16 protein-coding genes are annotated in these 16,456 nt (G+C 37.9%); 12 read left to right on the top strand and 4 right to left on the bottom strand.

The annotated features are described in order from the left end of the window. Positions 1-8 precede the first annotated feature (8 nt). Both HMPREF2780_RS09515 and HMPREF2780_RS09510 read left to right on the top strand, forming a co-directional pair. Positions 9-674, top strand: coding sequence for a potassium channel family protein (locus HMPREF2780_RS09515; protein ID WP_061595932.1), 666 nt, complete (start codon positions 9-11; stop codon positions 672-674). 166 nt (positions 675-840) lie between these two features. After that, on the top strand, positions 841-1,395 hold the full coding sequence (locus HMPREF2780_RS09510; RefSeq protein ID WP_008809255.1) for a GNAT family N-acetyltransferase: 555 nt from the start codon (positions 841-843) through the stop codon (positions 1,393-1,395). 253 nt (positions 1,396-1,648) lie between these two features. Here HMPREF2780_RS09510 and HMPREF2780_RS09505 read toward each other — a convergent pair whose 3' ends face one another. Beyond that, positions 1,649-2,107: a hypothetical protein gene (locus HMPREF2780_RS09505; protein WP_105026554.1), complete on the bottom strand. Its 459-nt coding sequence runs from the start codon at positions 2,105-2,107 to the stop codon at positions 1,649-1,651. A 198-nt stretch (positions 2,108-2,305) separates the two neighbouring features. On the opposite strand from HMPREF2780_RS09505, the gene rimM reads away from it, so the two are divergent. From rimM to HMPREF2780_RS09485, 4 genes are all read left to right on the top strand, one after another. Then, positions 2,306-2,824, top strand: a complete 519-nt coding sequence (gene rimM / locus HMPREF2780_RS09500) for a ribosome maturation factor RimM (protein WP_061595930.1) — start codon at positions 2,306-2,308, stop codon at positions 2,822-2,824. Beyond that, the gene (trmD, locus tag HMPREF2780_RS09495; protein WP_061595929.1) at positions 2,814-3,545 is read left to right on the top strand and encodes a tRNA (guanosine(37)-N1)-methyltransferase TrmD; all 732 of its coding nucleotides are present in this window, start codon (positions 2,814-2,816) and stop codon (positions 3,543-3,545) included. The genes rimM and trmD overlap by 11 nt, the downstream gene beginning before the upstream one ends. A gap of 315 nt (positions 3,546-3,860) precedes the next feature. Further along, positions 3,861-4,793 (top strand): metal ABC transporter solute-binding protein, Zn/Mn family, encoded by a 933-nt coding sequence (locus HMPREF2780_RS09490; protein WP_053794557.1) that lies wholly within the window; start codon positions 3,861-3,863, stop codon positions 4,791-4,793. An 8-nt stretch (positions 4,794-4,801) separates the two neighbouring features. Then, positions 4,802-8,146 carry a pneumococcal-type histidine triad protein gene (locus tag HMPREF2780_RS09485; RefSeq protein ID WP_061595928.1) on the top strand — a complete coding sequence of 1,115 codons (3,345 nt, stop codon included), beginning with the start codon at positions 4,802-4,804 and terminating at the stop codon, positions 8,144-8,146. Positions 8,147-8,316: 170 nt separating this feature from the next. Here the strand turns inward: HMPREF2780_RS09485 and pepT are convergent, their stop codons facing one another. Continuing rightward, positions 8,317-9,543, bottom strand: coding sequence for a peptidase T (gene pepT, locus HMPREF2780_RS09480; protein ID WP_061595927.1), 1,227 nt, complete (start codon positions 9,541-9,543; stop codon positions 8,317-8,319). Between the two features lie 142 nt (positions 9,544-9,685). Between pepT and hemH the strand changes: the two genes are divergently transcribed. Continuing rightward, positions 9,686-10,780 carry a ferrochelatase gene (hemH, locus tag HMPREF2780_RS09475; RefSeq protein WP_061598816.1) on the top strand — a complete coding sequence of 365 codons (1,095 nt, stop codon included), beginning with the start codon at positions 9,686-9,688 and terminating at the stop codon, positions 10,778-10,780. Positions 10,781-10,865: 85 nt separating this feature from the next. After that, complete coding sequence (locus HMPREF2780_RS09470) at positions 10,866-11,075, top strand: hypothetical protein (RefSeq protein WP_061595925.1); 210 nt, start codon at positions 10,866-10,868, stop codon at positions 11,073-11,075. A 153-nt stretch (positions 11,076-11,228) separates the two neighbouring features. On the opposite strand, the gene trhA is transcribed toward HMPREF2780_RS09470, so the two are convergent. Both trhA and HMPREF2780_RS09460 read right to left on the bottom strand, forming a co-directional pair. Next, positions 11,229-11,876, bottom strand: coding sequence for a PAQR family membrane homeostasis protein TrhA (gene trhA / locus HMPREF2780_RS09465; RefSeq protein ID WP_012000697.1), 648 nt, complete (start codon positions 11,874-11,876; stop codon positions 11,229-11,231). Next, positions 11,851-12,315 carry a DUF1836 domain-containing protein gene (locus HMPREF2780_RS09460; RefSeq protein ID WP_053794563.1) on the bottom strand — a complete coding sequence of 155 codons (465 nt, stop codon included), beginning with the start codon at positions 12,313-12,315 and terminating at the stop codon, positions 11,851-11,853. The genes trhA and HMPREF2780_RS09460 overlap by 26 nt, the downstream gene beginning before the upstream one ends. A 120-nt stretch (positions 12,316-12,435) precedes the next feature. On the opposite strand from HMPREF2780_RS09460, the gene yaaA reads away from it, so the two are divergent. From yaaA to HMPREF2780_RS09440, 4 genes are all read left to right on the top strand, one after another. Continuing rightward, complete coding sequence (gene yaaA / locus HMPREF2780_RS09455) at positions 12,436-13,170, top strand: peroxide stress protein YaaA (protein WP_105026553.1); 735 nt, start codon at positions 12,436-12,438, stop codon at positions 13,168-13,170. An 89-nt stretch (positions 13,171-13,259) separates the two neighbouring features. Continuing rightward, positions 13,260-14,279, top strand: a complete 1,020-nt coding sequence (locus HMPREF2780_RS09450; RefSeq protein ID WP_105026552.1) for a LacI family DNA-binding transcriptional regulator — start codon at positions 13,260-13,262, stop codon at positions 14,277-14,279. 112 nt (positions 14,280-14,391) lie between these two features. Next, on the top strand, positions 14,392-15,714 hold the full coding sequence (locus HMPREF2780_RS09445; RefSeq protein ID WP_105026551.1) for an ABC transporter substrate-binding protein: 1,323 nt from the start codon (positions 14,392-14,394) through the stop codon (positions 15,712-15,714). A gap of 163 nt (positions 15,715-15,877) precedes the next feature. Further along, on the top strand, positions 15,878-16,456 hold a 579-nt coding region (locus tag HMPREF2780_RS09440), incomplete at its 3' end, for a carbohydrate ABC transporter permease (RefSeq protein ID WP_105026550.1).

Below are 16,456 nucleotides of genomic sequence, written 5' to 3'. Positions count from 1 at the left end.
GAAAAGAAATGGCAAATCAAACAGTTGGAATCCTCGGCTTGGGGATTTTTGGACAGAGTATCATTGAGGCCTTGATTTCTCAAGATGTAGAAATCATTGCGATTGATAATCACGAAGAGACAATCAATCAGTATGAAGACATTATTGCCGTTGGTGTGATCGGGGACATTACTGATATGGAGCTTTTAGAGGCGTCAGACGTTGGGGCGTGTGATACGGTCGTCGTAGCGACGGGAGAAAGTCTGGAATCCAGCGTCCTAGCGGTCATGCACTGCAAAGCATTGGGTGTAAAAAATGTCATTGCTAAGGTCAAGGATGAAGTAACTCAGCAGGTGTTGGAAAAGGTGGGAGCTGATCTGGTTATTCTTCCTGAAGTGGAGGCTGGTATTTCATTGGCCAAGACCATTCTCTTTAATCATTCGATTGAGGTTTTCCAGCTGGATGATGATGTAGTGGTGGCTGAGTTTGAACTGCCTGCTAGCTGGGTCGGGAAAACGGTCCGTGAAGTAGATGCTCGCAGGCTTTATCATCTTAATATTATCGGCTACCGTCTGAAAAAACATCAGCCTTTGGAAAGCCAATTTACTCCAGACTTTGTTTGGCAAGAAGGTGTCAGCATTATGGCTGTGACTGATAACCAGCATTTGGATAATTTACGTGAAATAGTGAAGTAGCAGCTAGAATAAGTCCTCTTCGCTGGGAGTCCAACCGATTCTAACTAGGCATTCGGCACCTTTCTATTATATGAAGAAAAAATCGATACATAGGAGCTCTTTCAGGGCTCTTTTTTGAAACCAGTTGTAAAATTTGTTATACTACCACAAGAAAAGGAGTGATTTTATGAGCTTAACCAGCCAGATCATTACAGCAGATTTTCCAGATTTGGATAAGGTAGAAGCCTTGAATAATGAAGCTTTTCCAGAAGAGGAAAGGATACCGCTCAGTGAATTTTTACGATATGAGGAACAGGAAGATGCTAATTTTTTCGCCTTTTATCATGAAAAGGAATTTGTTGGTTTTGCCTTTGCCATCTCCAACGCGCAAGCCTTTTATGTTAGTTTCTTTGCGATTATGCCCCACCTGCGCAGCCATGGCTATGGCGGTGAAATCATCGAAAAGCTGGTCAATTTCTATCAGCGAACCATGATTTTAGAAATCGAGCGCTTAGATGAGCCGTGTGATAATATTGAACAGCGTCAAGCTCGCTGGGATTTCTATCACAGCAAGGGTTTCCGCTCGTCGAATGCATTTCTAGAATATGACGATCTTAGTTTTGAAATTCTTTATCGAGGGGATTCTTTTGACGAAGAAGCCTACCGAGACATTTTCCACCGACTTCAGGAGGAGAATTATTTCGACTTTGAAATCAAACATAGACGTTTCAGCGATTATTAAAAGGAAGTTCTCAGGAGCTCAATTGAGATTTGGATCAATAAAAGATTGCTTTGTTTTTACTATTAGGTATTTTACCTTGTAAATAAGATGCCCACTCCTCATCTCAGCAGACCCTCCTTCTTATATTTTTTCCATTACCTTAGCATAGATTTTTAGGAAAAACAAGATTTACAGTAATATGATACATTTTTAGGAATAGAAAATGACCGAGATAGAAACTCGGCCAATGAGTAAGCATTGTTTTAGGAATTTATCACCCTAGGATTTGTGCGACCGCATCTCGAATTTCCTGAACGGTTGCGGATTTGCTATGGTCACTAGTATCAAACTCAATGTAATTGCCATCAGCATCAACAGTTCCACCGACAGGCCCTTCGGATCCATCGACTGATGTTCCAATGGCTGGTGGTAGGCTTGTATCTGCATAGTCTATCTCAATAACGATGATGCGAGTATCAGCTCTCAGATCGTCTATCATTGGAAGAGAGGATGCGGAGGTCATGTTCTGACTAGCATAGTATTCTAGAAAAGCCTTGATGGTTGGATTGTCAATTTGAGCAATTTTTTCATCAAGGGCTGAGACTTTTCTAGTTTCTCTCGTTTCATTTTCCATTGCTTGGCCTTTTTTGACCTGTGTCAAAGCAGTCAGACTGGTGGCTGTTGCGGCTAGAATAGCAGTAGAGAGCAGGAGTTTACTTAACTTTCTCCCCATAGTCGTCACCAACTTCTTTCTAGTTTTGCGTAAACACACTCGGGTGTTTATAGTGTTAAAGCTCTATATGTATAATTATACGTTAAGTAGCAACTTTAATCAAATAAATATAGGCAAGGGAATTCTCATTTATCTCCCTTGTACATTCCCCTATATCATGATAAAATACTAGGCAGAGTATAATATGTTGGAGTCGAGATGAATTATTTTAATGTTGGAAAAATTGTCAATACCCAAGGTCTACAAGGAGAAATGCGAGTTTTGTCAGTGACCGATTTTGCAGAAGAGCGTTTTAAAAAAGGCAATAGATTAGCCCTGTTTGACAAGAAAGATCAGTTTGTCATGGATGTGGAGATTGCCAGTCATCGCAAGGTCAAAAACTTTGATATTATCAAGTTTAAGGGCATGTACCATATCAATGATATTGAGAAATTTCGTGATTTTAGCCTGAAAGTGGCTGAAGAGGATTTGTCAGATCTAGAAGATGGAGAATTTTACTACCATGAAATCATCGGACTTGAAGTTTATGAAAATGATGTTCTTCTTGGTACGATTAAGGAAATTCTGCAACCAGGAGCCAATGATGTCTGGGTTGTCAAACGTAAAGGAAAGCGTGATTTGCTGTTGCCATATATTCCGCCAGTGGTACTGGGAATCGACATTGAGCAAGGTCGGGTTGACGTAGAGATACCGGAAGGATTGGACGATGAAAATTGATATTTTGACTCTTTTTCCGGAGATGTTTGCGCCCTTGGAGCACTCTATCGTAGGAAAAGCACGAGAAAAAGGTCTCTTGGAAATCAATTATCATAACTTCCGAGAAAATGCAGAGAAGTCTCGCCATGTGGACGATGAGCCTTATGGCGGTGGTCAAGGGATGTTGCTTCGGGCTCAACCTATTTTTGATGCCTATGATGCCATTGAAAAGAAGCAGCCGCGTGTGATTTTGCTAGATCCTGCTGGTCGGACTTTTGACCAGACCTATGCGGAGGAGCTGGCTAAGGAAGAGGAACTCATCTTCATTTGTGGTCATTACGAAGGTTATGATGAGCGAATTAAGATGCTAGTGACAGATGAAATCTCACTTGGGGACTATGTCCTTACTGGTGGAGAATTAGCAGCTATGACCATGATTGATGCTACTGTTCGCCTGATTCCAGAGGTTATCGGCAAGGAAGCCAGTCATACAGATGACAGTTTTTCGTCTGGGCTCTTGGAGTATCCTCAGTACACTCGGCCCTATGAATATCGGGGTATGGTCGTTCCGGAAGTCCTCATGAGCGGCCATCATGAAAACATCCGCAAGTGGCGTCTCTATGAAAGTCTGAAAAAGACTTATCTAAGACGGCCTGATCTCTTGGAAGATTATGATTTCACAGAAGAAGAAACAGCATTTTTGGATCAAATAAAAGAATCTTTAGAAAGAGAAAATCTTTAAGAATAGTTTAAGATGCCTATTCTATACTATACCCATCAAATAAAAACTCCTAATTTTATTTGATAGTATCCTAATCTTTTTCATAATAATCTCCCCAAAAGTCACCATCGGTGGCTTTTTTGTTGTCATAAGGTTTCTTAGAAAAGACAAATATCTTTAAAATTATGAAAAAAATACTTGACAGGATAGACCAAAAAGCGTAATATGTTAACTGGTTAATAAACCAGTTAAGAAAAAAGCTGTTTTTAAGACATGTTTTAGTGTTTTAGAAATAGCTATTCATTTGACTAATTATTGAACTGGTTAAGGAGTTTTATGAAAATTAAAAGAATACTTCGTTTAATAGCTCTTGTGATAGTAGGGATCTCACTTGTAGCTTGCACAAAAAAGGAATCGAGTCCACCTCAGAGTCATAAGGGGCTCAAAATTGTGACAAGTTTTTATCCTATCTATTCTATGGTGAAGGAAGTTTCGGGTGACTTGAATGATGTCCGAATGATCCAATCAAGTTCTGGGATTCATGAATTCGAACCATCTGCCAGTGATGTGGCAGCTATTTATGACGCTGATATTTTTGTTTACCACTCAAGAACGTTAGAATCTTGGGCGGGTAGTCTAGACCCGAGCTTAGAAAAGTCTAAGGTTCAAGTGGTTGAAGCTAGTGAAGGTATGCAGTTAGAAAAGGTAGCTGGCCTAGAAGATGTTTCTGCTGATAAGGGAATTGATGAAAAGACTCTTTATGATCCTCATACTTGGTTAGATCCTGACAAGGTAGCTGAAGAGGCACAATTAATTGCTCGACACTTATCTAAGTTAGACAGTAAAAATGCTACAAAATATGAGAAAAATGCGTCGAAATTTGCTGAAAAGGCTAAAGAACTGAGTAAGAAGTATCAAGGAGTTTTTAATGGAATTAAGAATAAGACTTTTGTTACGCAACATACAGCTTTTTCTTATCTGGCCAAGCGTTTTGGTTTGAAGCAGCTTGGGATTTCTGGTATTTCTCCTGACCAAGAGCCCAGTCCAAGACAATTAACTGAAATTCAAGATTTTATTAAGACTTATCAAGTAAAGACCATTTTTGTAGAAAGCAATGCTTCTTCTAAATTGGCTGAAACCCTCAAGAAGGCGACAGGGGTTAATCTCAAGGTATTAAATCCTTTGGAAGCCGACCCTGAAAATGATAAGTCCTATCTGGAGAATTTGGAAGATAACTTTAAAATATTAGCTAAAGAATTAAAAAATTGAGGTTTAGAATGAAAAAGAAATATATCATTGGTTCAGTTGCGGCCTTAGCGACCCTAACAATATGTGGATATGCTATTATGCAACATCAATCAGAACAGACAGAATCAAAAAATAAGGTCGCTTATGTAGAGAAAAAAGCAAATAGTAAACAAAATAGCAAAGCTAGAAAGGCTGAAAACTTAAAACCTGACCAGGTTAGTGCCAAAGAAGGTATTGCAGCAGAGCAGATTGTCGTTAAAATCACAGCGGAGGGCTATGTTACTTCTCACGGTGATCACTATCATTACTATAACGGGAAAGTTCCATTTGATGCGATTCTTAGTGAAGAATTGATTATGCGTGATCCCAATTATCAGTTGCAAGAAGCTGATATTGTTAATCAGGTAAAAGACGGTTATATTATCAAAGTAGCTGGGAAGTATTATTTATACTTGACGAATGCTAAAGAAACAACTAATGTTCGGTCAGTCGATGAAATTGCTCGACAACGTCAGCTTCATCCTGGTAAGGAAGATGAAGCAGGAGCTGAAACGGATGCTAAAGCAAGTCAAAATCAGACCAGAAAGACGCAAGACTTTAGTCGCCCAAGTGCCTCGTTTGCTGCTGGAAAAAGAAGTACCTCACCTGTGACTACTGCATCACAGAATAGGGGAGGAGCTTATACGACAGATGATGGCTATGTATTTAGTCCTTCTGACATTATATCTGACACGGGTGATGGCTATTTGGTTCCTCATGCTGGTCACATTCACTATATTCCAAAGGGAGACTTATCAGCTGGTGAATTGGCTGCTGCTCAAGCTTATTGGAACTATTTGCAAGGCAGAAATCATCAGGCTTCTTCAACTGATAAACCATCTGGAGAAGAAAATTCGAATCTTGCAAACAATCCTTCTCAAGACCAGAACACAGGCCATATAGCAAATTCCAATCATCAAGCAAATCATGATCCAGCTCCTGTTCCAAGTCAGCCTTCCAAGCCAAGTCAAACTGGAGGAGTAGGATTAGTCACTAAACCGAGTGGTCAAGGAACTGAGGTTAGCAAAAACTATCAGGATGAATTGCAGAAGCTTTACAGCATGCCGAAAGAAAAACGTTATGCTGAAAAAGATGGCTTGATTTTTGATCCTGCAAAAATTGCCCATAGGACGGCTGAGGGAGTGGCCATTCCACACGGGAACCATTATCACTTTATCCCATATAGCAGCTTGTCAGCTCTAGAAGAAGAGATTGCAAGAAATATTCCAATAGCAGGTCAAAAGACGTATCCTAAGTCAGCTACAAATACACCTATTCAGCCTTCTAAACCAAGTGAACCAACAAAACCAGTTGAAAAAGATGACCACGGTTTCCACGCTGAAAATGTCATCTCAAAAGATGAGGAAGGATACGTTGTTCAACATGGTGGTCATGCTCATTACTTCTTTAAAAAAGATTTGTCAGCAGATCAAATTGCAGCGGCTGAAGCACAGTTGACCAAGCATCAACATTCTGCTCAACCAAGTCAAGAGAAATCTGATTATGATCGTTTTTCTCGTGATGCGAGCGATGAAGAAAAGATGGCCTATATCTCTAAAACATATGGAGTTCCTCGTGAAGCCATTAAGATTTCCAAAGGTTTCTTCGTCTTTAATAATCCGGATCAGGCTTATGATCCAACCCATATCCATCCATATGCTGTTAGAAAAGAACATGTTCGTATTCCTTTAGAAACTGGAAATCCTGAGTTAGACTTCTTAAACGAACTCTACACAACGGCTCTTCGTTCAGGTTTGTCACCATACAGCATTCAAGTCGAAAACGGTCAGTTTGTCATTCCTCATGGAGATCACAATCATTACATCCGAGTTCAATCTAAAGGGGTTAACTTAGGCTTGAAGAATAAATTGCCTGCTTTACAATCAGCATATCAGGCCGGAGCTTATAGTGAAAAGGCAGTTTTAGAGAAAGTAGACTCACTGCTAGCTGCTAGTCGAACAATCTACGAAAATGATCTCTTGATGCAACGTCGAATTGAGCTTGCTTTAGGGAATTTTGTAGAAACCATGAAGCAGTTGCCGAGCAACTCAACGGCTGGTTATTTAGCAAGTTTAGAGCAGTTTGATAAGCATTATATCCATGTGGATAAAAATGCCCAGACTGAGCAACTGACAGAAGTAGATAAGAAGTATCAGGAATTAGTTGATAAGATCAAACGCTTGGAAACAGATAGCTACAATGTTAATAAAGCTTCCTTGTTAAGTGATTTGCAGATGGCGAAGGTTGAAAAAAATGAAGAAAAAATGAAAGAAATTGATCAGCTTCTGACCAGTCTTCAAGATTATCAAGACCGGACAGGTATGACCTCTGTCGAATATCTTAAGGCCTTCTATCTTGCTGTAGATGATGCTCGCCTGCAACCGGAACTACGTAAAAAAGTTGCCGATTTAGCTATGAAGCTCTACAAGTCGCAAGCCTTTATCGAGGCTGTGGATCTGAAAGCTTTATTCTTGGATCTCTATCAAACCAAACTAGAAGTTGATAAGGCTCTTGCTAGTGGAGAGGCAAGTCAAGCTAAAGATAAAACTATTCTGGATACTGAAAAAACGGATGATCAGAACTACAAAACAGCCATTTACGGTTTCTTAAAAGAACTTTATGGTGAATTTGCGCCACAGCCAAAAGTAGAAATCCCTGATGCAACCTTCCAAGCACTCTTCCTGCAAGGACAAACACTTTTGGATAAGGTTAAAGATTCTACTAGCCAGGAAAGCTATAAGAATCAATTATTGACTCTTCAAGCTGATCTTAAAGAAGGGCGCAAGGATCGGGAAGCTATCTTGGAAGAGCTTAAGTTGCTCTTGTCTCAAATGGTTGATACTATTAAAGATCAGCAAGAAGAAACGAATCCAAAAGATCAAGAACTGTATAAGAAAATTTATGCTTTACTGATGGCAGCTCATAAGCTACTTGAAGAACAAAATGCATCAGATGAATTATTTACTAAGGTCGATGCTTTATTTGATAAACTTGCAGATAGCAAAGTCAATAAAGAAGAATTGCTTGCTGAAGTTCAATCGTTTGTTGAAGGGCTTCAAAATCAAGGGAAGGTAGAAAAACCAGTTTCTGATACAGCTAAATCTGAAGAAAAAGAATCTGAAACTGTAAAACCTACTGAAACTGCAACTGATAGTTCATCCAATCAGACATCTAGTGAGCCTAACGAGTCTACTAGTTCATCAAGTGAAAGTTCCACTACAACAGAAGCAGCTAGTCCTGCTTTAGAGCCAAAGGAACAAGGAAGCGAGTCTGTTCAAGAAGAGCCAGCTCGGCCTTCTGAACAGGCATCTACGACAAATGAAGTAAGCAACTAATAAAGAAAAGGTTTATTCTGAGAAGATTCTGTAAGATGTTAATAAGATTACCTAGGATTTATCAGACGAAATCTCATTCATAAAAGCCTAATCAAATTAGAAGAATAAAAAAATGAACAAGCTAATTTCGAAAAGAATTAGCTTGTTCGTTTTTTATGTTCATGAGAGGTTTATTTTTCTTGGTAAGAGACAATGCCGATGATGGTATCGACAGCGTGCTCCATGGTTTCTAGGCTGACATACTCAAAGCGTCCGTGCATATTTTCGCCACCGGCAAAGAGGTTAGGTGTCGGGATGCCCATAAAGGAAATTTTTGAGCCATCAGTTCCGCCACGGATAGGCTCGATAATAGGCCGGATGTCAAGACTTTCCATAACTGCCTTAGCGATAGTGATTGGTGTCATGTCTTTTTCAATGACCTGCTTCATATTATAATACTGGTCTTTGAGGGTCAAGTTGATACGCTCGCTGTCCAGCTCTTGGTTCATTTTATCAGCAATAGCCTGCATAGCAGCCTTGCGATTTTCAAAAGCATCTGTCTCAAAGTCGCGGATAATGTAGCTTGCTTTAGCTTCTTCGACAGTACCAGTCAGATTCATCAGGTGGTAGAAGCCTTGGTAGCCCTCGGTCTTCTCTGGTCGGTCGGCTTCTGGTAGCTGGTTGTGGAAGTCAATAGCCAGCTGGAGAGCATTGATCATTTGACCTTTGGCAGTTCCTGGATGAACATTGCGACCTTGGAAGGTCAGTTCGGCTCCAGCAGCGCTAAAGGTCTCGTACTGGAGTTCGCCTAGAGGTCCGCCATCTACTGTGTAGGCAAAGTCCACATTGAAGTCTTCAGCGTCAAACTTATCAGCTCCGATGCCAATTTCCTCGTCTGGGCCAAATCCCACTCGGATTTCTCCATGCTTGATCTCTGGATGGGCAGACAGGTATTCGATAGCAGTCATGATTTCAGCAATACCAGACTTGTCGTCTGCTCCTAAAAGGGTGGTTCCGTCAGTTGTAATCAAGGTTTGGCCCTTGTATTTATGAAGACTGGCAAAGTCAGCGGGATCCAGGTTAAAGCCAGATTGCCCCAGCGGAATCACTCCACCGTCATAATTCTCAATGACCTGCGGCCGGATGTTTTCTGCGTTGAAGTCCGCCGTATCCATGTGGGAAATAAAGCCAATATTGCGGGTAAAGCTAGGGTCGTTGGCAGGCAGAGTTCCAATAGCAAAGCCATTTGGTAAGTAGTAGACATTTTCCAATCCCACTCGCTTCATTTCAGGAATGAGGACATTTTTGGCAAAGTCCACCTGACTCTGGGTGCTGGGTGTAGTAGTAGATGTCTCGTCTGAGCGCGTGTTGACCTCGACATATGTCAGGAAACGCTCTAAAAGATTAGGATATTTCATAAAATCTCTTCTTTCATTTTGATTTAAATCTATTTTAGCATATTGATATGTTTCTGACAAAGTAGAAAAGAATAGAAATGTCATACTTATTTTGACTGATATCATGTTATAATAGCAGAGAGCTTTAGAAAAAGAGGGAAATATGACTAAAAAAGCTATTTTGATGATGACTTTTGGTTCACCAGAAGGTTATACTTTTGAAGACGTTGCTGCATTTTTTACTAATATCCGTCGAGGTGTGCGTCCTACAGACCAGGAAATTCAACATCTTTACGATAACTATCAGTTAATTGGTGGCAGTCCTTTACAGGAAATTACAAGAGAAGAAGTTGAGCTGGTCGGACAAGTTTTATCAGACGAATATACAGTTTATTTTGCGAATAAATTCTCATCCCCCTTCATTCCAGACCTTATTCGTCAAATGGAGTTAGATGGCATTGAAGAATGTATCTGTCTGATTTTGGAACCTCATTATTCTTTTTACTCGGTTATGGGATATGAAAAGTTCATCCATAGTGAGAAAATCCGTTTTAATATTATCAAGGACTGGTACCGTTCAGAAGATTTGTTAAACTTTTGGGTAGATGAAATTAGGAAGATTATCGATAAACAAGTTAAGGGTGAAAGCTTCAAAGTTATTTTCTCAGCACATAGTGTACCATTATTAGCTTTAGATTTTGAAGATCCTTATATTGATCAAATTGTTGACAATGCACAGATGATTGCACAGCGCTTGGGACTATCTTCTTTTGAATATACTAATACTTGGCAAAGTGAAAGTGATATAGGCCTTCCTTGGATCAAACCAGATGTATTAGAATATCTTCGTGATCAGACTGTCCATCCTAAACACTATATTTTTGTTCCGATTAGTTTTATCAGTGAGCATATAGAAGTTCTTTTTGATAATGATGTAGAATGTCAAGAATTGTGTCAAGAACTTGGTGTGGCTTATCATCGTCCACCAATGCCTAATGCAGACCCTCGTTTGATTGCAGCAATCGTGGCGACCATTCGTAAGCATGAAGGAGATGAATTTCAGTATCTTTATCCAGAACAAACGACCTTTGATGAACTGGCTCCTTCTGAGACAAGTTCTAAGATATTAAAAGAAATAGATGAGCCTCAAATGCCTGAATTTGTAAAAAAACTAATTGAAAAAAAGGGAATTGAAAACGTAAAAATGCCCTATTTTGTTAAGAAAATGCTAGAAAAAAAGGGAAGAATCAAGCATTAAAAATGAATGTATGTTATTCTATTTATTGTTAATAATGAATTTTAGCCTTTTAAAGAGGTAAAATACAAATTTTGAAGGAGTCGATATGTCTTTTAAAAGAGTTATATTTTTAATTTTAGCAGTTTTTGCTGTTTATCATGCTTTTGTAACTCCATTACCTGCTGATTCAGATGTTTCTTATAGGATGGGGGCTCTCGCAGCTAATGTGTTACTTCCGGTCTTATTATTGTATTTTGCTTTTAAAAAAGAAAAGCCTAAAAATGAAAAGCTTAAAAAAGAAAAAAATAAAGAATAATTCAACCGAAGTAATATATGGATAGTCAAGAAGCTTGGAACTTATTGTATTTTTAACTATATTTGACTAAAAAGCTCTCTGAGAATTTTTCTCAGAGAGCTTTTACTATGATTAGTATACAAGTTTAAAGTAATCATTTAAGACGTGAAATGGTTACATGGTAAAGACAATAGCGATGTATTGAAAGGCAGAGGCGGCAAGAATAAAGAGATGCCAAATCATATGAAAATATGGTTTTTTCTTGGCATAAAATCCTGCTCCAATGGTATAGCAAAGGCCTCCAGCCAGCATCAATCCCCAGAAAAGCGGGCTCGTTTGGCTAATAATTGGTGGGATAATAAAGACAACCAGCCAGCCCATCATAAGATAAAGAGCGAGACTAAATTTTTCATTGACCTTTTTGGCAAATATCTTGTAGAGAATACCAAAGATTGTCGTCCCCCACTGGATTAGAATAATCAAATAACCCAACCAGTTATTCATTAAAGCCAAGACAACTGGAGTGTAGCTGCCCGCAATGGCAATGTATATCATACTGTGGTCAATGATACGTAGGATATATTTATGAGTTGAGCCATAAGACATGGAGTGGTAGATTGTAGATGAAAGAAACATAAGAAAGAGGCTGATGACAAAAATGGAGACACCAATAGCTGATAGTAAGCCATGGACTTCATAGCTATAGATAGCTGATAAGGGAAGTAGGATAAGTGTAAGGACAGAGCCTACAGCATGGGTAACAGCATTTGCCACTTCCTCACCAAAACTCAAACGTTTACTTAATTTCATGGTTAGATTCATTTGCATGTGCTCCTTTCAATTCTAGAGATAATTGTCTGGTCTGATGGTAGAGTTTGACTGTCTGACAAGCAGATGAAACAAGAGGATGGATTTCTATATCAGTCTCTTCATTCATATATCCAACAAATTGATTGTAAAAGAGTTCGGAACTCTCTTGGTTTTTCACTAGATATTCAACAGTCTCAATAATATCCTGAATAGGAAATACTGGTTTTAGCGTTGTGAGAATAATTAGCCGAGCAATTTGAGTACGATTGTATTTTTTCTTGATCGGTTTTTGAATGTGAGCATGCTTGACATAATTATTAATCATCGCTGCTGTTAAGACTTTTTCCTGTCCTGGAAAAGCCTTTTGATTGACAGAGTTAACATATAATAGGACCTGGTCTAAATATAAATCAAGATCAGGTAATTCTTGCCAGAGGGGAAAGGATATCATAAAATATCAACCTTTCTATAATCTAGTATCGATAACTAGATTATATGATATAAAATATAATTAGTCAAGAATAAATCGTAAAGATAGTCAAGAAAATACAAGTTTTGTTATAATGAATCTATGAAAATTTTAATTCCAACAGCAAAAGAACTAAATACTCAAGTCGCTCAGATTGAGCCAGAAAGTCTGTCAGAAAAGACGAAATTAATTATTCAGGCTTTGAGTCAGTATTCAGTGACTGACTTAGCCCAGCTATATCAGATTCGACCAGAGAAAGCAGAAGAAGAATACCAACGTATTCAGGAACTTCAAAATGAGACAGCACCAACCTATCCTGCTCTCTATCTTTTTGACGGTCTCATGTATCGAAACATTAAGCGTAAGGATCTGAGCAAGGAAGAAGAACGGTATATCCGAAATCATATTTTGATTACCTCTAGCTTGTATGGAGTGATTCCGGCTTTGGCGCCCATTGCTCCCCACCGTTTGGACTTTATGACAAAGCTCAATGTCGAAAAGCAATCATTGAAAAAGCTGTGGACAGAGACCTATGGTCAAGCTGTTGCAGATCAGGAAATTCTGCTTTCGCTCTTGTCTAGTGAATTTGAAGATGTCTTTCCTAAAGAGGTGAGAGACAAGATGATCCGCTTCAAATTCATGGAAGAAAAAGATGGAAAACGGAAAATTCATTCGACTATCTCCAAAAAGGCGCGTGGCCAATTTTTGAGTTATTTGATTGAGAATCACGTTACCAAACTATCTGATATTAAACAGAGTTCTTTTTCTGGATTTAAGTTTCAAGAAAATCTTTCACAAGAAAGAGAATTTGTTTTTGTAAAGAAAGTAGATGGATAAAACTTTACAAAAAAAGTGAAATTATTTATAATCAATTAAGGAAAACGATTGCAAGATATAATCTTGTTTTTTAAAATGGAGGTTAAGAAATGCAAGGAAAAAGTCGGACATCCATCACGATGAAAGATGTAGCTAATCGTGCTGGTGTTAGTGTCGGAACAGTTTCGCGCGTTATTAACAACGAGAAAGGTATCAAAAAAGTCACACTAAAAAAGGTACAAGAAGCAATTGAAGAGTTGAATTATATTCCAGATAATTATGCGCGGGGGCTAAAGACCAATAAAAGTAATAATATTGCTCTTATAATCCCGACAATTTGGCACCCATTTTTTTCAGAATTAGCCTACTACGTTGAAAAAGAATTACTTAAAAATCAATATAAACTATTCATTTGTAATGCTGATGGCGATGTCAAAAATGAGATTGAGTACATTCAAATGTTAGAGAAAAACAAAGTAGATGGTATTATTGCTGTAACTTATTCAGATGTTGATAAGTATGTTTCAAGCAGTTTGCCTTTTGTAAGTTTTGATCGACATTTTTCTGAGAATGTCTCCTATGTGACTTCAGAGAATTATAAAGGGGGGCAGATGGCAGCGGAAGAGTTGCTTAATCGAGGTGCTAAACAGCTCGCTTATATTGGAAGTACTAATATCCATGAGAATGAAACTAAACAACGTGAATTAGGTTTTTGTGAAAAGTTGATGAGTATGGGACATTCTGTTTTAAAATTAGATATGTCAGAACCACTTGTTGAACCTGAAAAACAGATTGAGAAATTTTTACTAAAACATTCAACAATTGATGGTATTTTTGCTATTAATGACTTTATGGCTATTAAAGTTATGAAAGTAATGGAGAAATTTGGTAAAAAAGCTCCACAAGATTATCAGATTATTGGTTTTGATGGTTTGAGAAATGCTGCGGATCAAACTTATTTACTGTCAACAATTGCACAACCTCTGGATAAGATTGCCCAAGCTTCTGTCAAATTATTGTTGCAACTCATTTCTAAAGAAAAAGCTGTGTTATCAAGGGTTTTATTACCAGTTTATTTTGCAGAAGGTGGTACTACAAAAAGAATACAGAAATCACTTGACAAAAAATGAAAGCGGTTGTATAATGAAACCATAAAAATGAAACGTTTCAAAAATATAAAGGTTTAATATAAACCTTTATATAAAACAAATAAAAATGAAACGTTTCAAAAAGGAGGAAAATATGCGTAAAGGCGTAATTCTGTCAATGGTTGCTGCTCTATCACTAGGGCTTCTTGCTGGATGTAGTGGAGGTTCATCTAGTAAGACTTCTAAAGAAGCAGCATCAAAAGATGACGTGAAAGTTTGGGTCCAATTTTCTGATGAGACTGCAGAAGGGAAGGCTTGGGAACAAGTAGTTCAAAACTTTAATAAGAAGTATAAAGGAAAATACAAAGTTGTAACTGAGTATATTCCACGTAGCGGAAGCGGCGGTGGATATGAAGATAAAGTTAACGCAGCGATTACAACAAATAGTTTACCTGATGTGATTACGCTTGATGGTCCGAATACAGCAGCATATGCTAAATCAAAGGTTATTACTCCATTAGATGATTATTTGAAAGATAATAATATGGAGGATGTGCTTGACAGTATCAAACAACAAGGGACTTACGATGGTAAATTCTATGCATTTGGTTACTCAGAATCAAACGTAGGAATTTATTATAATAAAAAAATGTTTAAAGAAGCAGGAATTGATGAATCAAGTTTACCAACTTTGAAAAAACCTTGGACTTGGGATGAATTCAAAGCGGTTAGTAAAAAGCTAAAAGATCACTTTAAAGAAGCTGCTATTGATTTCCGTTTGAACTCAAATGATGAAATGCTTCCTTATGCATATATGCCATTGATTTGGTCAAATGGTGGTAGTGTAGTAAATGAAGATGGAACAAAAGCGGAAGGGTACTTTAACTCCAAAGAAAGTACACAAGCTGTTCAATTTATCCAAGATCTAGTAAAAGAAGGATATACAACTGTTAGTCCAGTTGAAAAAGGATTTGAAACTGGACAGTATCCAATGGTGTTAAGTGGTTCGTGGACAATTGCCGATTTGCAAACCAACTATAAAGATATTGATTTCGGTATCTTGCCATATCCTGTTTCAAACAAAACTAAGAAATTAGTATCACCTTCAGGAAGCTGGCAATTAGCTGTTACGACTAAGTCTAACAAAAAAGATGCAGCTGCTGAGTTTGTTAAATTTGCAACGAATACTGAATCAAGCGAAATTTTAAGCCTTGGAAATAGTGTGTTGCCAATCCGTAAATCAACTATTGAAAATATCAAAGACAAAGTTTCTGAACCAATGCGTTTCTTGATGGAACAAAACGCAGCTACTGCGCATGCACGTCCCGTTGTAGTAGCCTATCCGCAAGTATCACGTTCATTCCAACAAGCTATGCAAGACATCAGCTACTATGAAGAAAATCCAGATGTTCAAAAAGTGCTTGATTCACGTGCCAAAGAGATGCAAACGGCTATTGATGATAGTTTGAAAAAATAGATGATAATAAAACTGGGTGGGGCGAAACGTCAAATATGAAGTTGGTCTCAGCCAGTTTTTGTTTAGCGAATATGCAGATAAGTATGTCAATTTTTTAATGTTCCGTTTTTACATTAATTTATCATGATTTTACTTAATTTATCATATCTTGGAGGAATTTAACATGAACCAGAAAAAGAGTTTAAAATTAAAAGAAAATCTTTTAGGATATGGTTTTTTATCGCCAGCTTTAATCCTGCTTTTGATTTTCCTGGTTATTCCAGTCTGTATGGTTGTTTATTATGCTTTTACAGATTACTATTTATTGACACCAGACGACAGAAAATTTATTGGTTTAGAAAATTTTATACGTTTGTTTAAAGATCCAATTTTCTTAAAGAGTGTTGTTAATACGGCACAATTTGTTGTATGGATTATTCCTGTTCAGCTTGGTGCAGCGCTAGGTATGGCTTTGATTGTCAATAAAAAACGAAAAGGAAATATGTTTTTTAAGGTAGCTTTCTTTGCTCCAGTTGTAATGTCACTAGTTGTTATTTCGATTTTATGGCTTTATCTATTGAATCCAAATAATGGTCTTTTGAATGCCTTGTTGAATAAAATTGGAATTGCGTCTCAGCCATTCTTGAGGAGTCCAAAACAAGCCATGTATGCTATTGTCTTTGTATCAGCTTGGCAAGGTGCTGGTTATCAAATGCTCCTTTTCCTTGGAGGTATGCAAAATATTCCACAAGATGTTTATGAA

Source organism: Streptococcus sp. HMSC062B01 (assembly GCF_001811085.1).
Lineage (GTDB): Bacteria > Bacillota > Bacilli > Lactobacillales > Streptococcaceae > Streptococcus > Streptococcus gordonii.
Note: the sequence above shows the minus strand (reverse complement) of the source record. Positions and strands in the feature narration are given on the sequence as shown.

What these genes read in the sequence shown, in the direction of transcription:
- HMPREF2780_RS09515 (WP_061595932.1), top strand. Translation starts at nt 9, where the DNA reads ATGGCAAATCAAACAGTTGGAATCCTCGGCTTGGGGATTTTTGGACAG.
- HMPREF2780_RS09510 (WP_008809255.1), top strand. Translation starts at nt 841, where the DNA reads ATGAGCTTAACCAGCCAGATCATTACAGCAGATTTTCCAGATTTGGAT.
- HMPREF2780_RS09505 (WP_105026554.1), bottom strand. Translation starts at nt 2,107, where the DNA reads ATGGGGAGAAAGTTAAGTAAACTCCTGCTCTCTACTGCTATTCTAGCC.
- rimM (WP_061595930.1), top strand. Translation starts at nt 2,306, where the DNA reads ATGAATTATTTTAATGTTGGAAAAATTGTCAATACCCAAGGTCTACAA.
- trmD (WP_061595929.1), top strand. Translation starts at nt 2,814, where the DNA reads ATGAAAATTGATATTTTGACTCTTTTTCCGGAGATGTTTGCGCCCTTG.
- HMPREF2780_RS09490 (WP_053794557.1), top strand. Translation starts at nt 3,861, where the DNA reads ATGAAAATTAAAAGAATACTTCGTTTAATAGCTCTTGTGATAGTAGGG.
- HMPREF2780_RS09485 (WP_061595928.1), top strand. Translation starts at nt 4,802, where the DNA reads ATGAAAAAGAAATATATCATTGGTTCAGTTGCGGCCTTAGCGACCCTA.
- pepT (WP_061595927.1), bottom strand. Translation starts at nt 9,543, where the DNA reads ATGAAATATCCTAATCTTTTAGAGCGTTTCCTGACATATGTCGAGGTC.
- hemH (WP_061598816.1), top strand. Translation starts at nt 9,686, where the DNA reads ATGACTAAAAAAGCTATTTTGATGATGACTTTTGGTTCACCAGAAGGT.
- HMPREF2780_RS09470 (WP_061595925.1), top strand. Translation starts at nt 10,866, where the DNA reads ATGTCTTTTAAAAGAGTTATATTTTTAATTTTAGCAGTTTTTGCTGTT.
- trhA (WP_012000697.1), bottom strand. Translation starts at nt 11,876, where the DNA reads ATGAATCTAACCATGAAATTAAGTAAACGTTTGAGTTTTGGTGAGGAA.
- HMPREF2780_RS09460 (WP_053794563.1), bottom strand. Translation starts at nt 12,315, where the DNA reads ATGATATCCTTTCCCCTCTGGCAAGAATTACCTGATCTTGATTTATAT.
- yaaA (WP_105026553.1), top strand. Translation starts at nt 12,436, where the DNA reads ATGAAAATTTTAATTCCAACAGCAAAAGAACTAAATACTCAAGTCGCT.
- HMPREF2780_RS09450 (WP_105026552.1), top strand. Translation starts at nt 13,260, where the DNA reads ATGCAAGGAAAAAGTCGGACATCCATCACGATGAAAGATGTAGCTAAT.
- HMPREF2780_RS09445 (WP_105026551.1), top strand. Translation starts at nt 14,392, where the DNA reads ATGCGTAAAGGCGTAATTCTGTCAATGGTTGCTGCTCTATCACTAGGG.